Source organism: Bartonella tribocorum, from assembly GCF_002778015.1.
GTDB lineage: Bacteria > Pseudomonadota > Alphaproteobacteria > Rhizobiales > Rhizobiaceae > Bartonella > Bartonella tribocorum_B.
This window is the reverse complement of sequence record NZ_NJPP01000094.1, coordinates 1-577: the sequence shown is the minus strand read 5'-3', so window position 1 is coordinate 577 and position 577 is coordinate 1. Positions and strand designations below refer to the sequence as shown.

The following is a 577-nucleotide window of genomic DNA, read 5'->3' as shown; positions in this document are numbered from 1 at the left end:
TGGTGTGGGATCAGGCAAGGGTTTTGTTTCGATATATGGGAGTGAGGAAAAGACAGAGAATGAAGAAAGCTTTGAACATCAAGGCTCTTTGCTCAATGGTAAAAATATCATCATCACCGCCAAAAAAGAAGATGTGAAAGTGGTTGGTTCTGACTTTAGCGCAGAGGAAGATATTAAGCTTTCAGCAGCCCATAATGTGAATGTTTTGCCTGGTCATAATCGTCATAGCGCAAACACAAAGGAAGAACGTTCAGGCTTTGGGATTCAGTTTGAAAAAAGCAAAAGTGGTGCCTCTGTGGGTGTTGGGATTGCAAGCGCCAAGGATAAAGGCGATCAATGGGAAAAGTTCAATGTTCAATCCAATTTTAATGCGGGTAAAGATGTACAGATCAATGCCGGCAATGATGTGAATTTACAAGTGGCAAATGTTTCGGCAGACCGTGATGTCAACATCGATGCAGGCAATAACGTGACGTTTTCAGCAGCTGATGATACCTCTAATGCACAAGAAACACATGAAAAAACCTTTGCCGGTGTGACAGCCTCTGCGGATATTGGTGTTCTTGGCACGGTACAA

1 protein-coding gene is annotated in these 577 nt (G+C 43.0%); it reads left to right on the top strand.

Going from position 1 to position 577, the window contains the following annotated elements; all coding sequences use genetic code 11:
- On the top strand, positions 1-577 hold a 577-nt coding region (locus CEV08_RS09340), incomplete at both ends, for a hemagglutinin repeat-containing protein (RefSeq protein ID WP_143434481.1).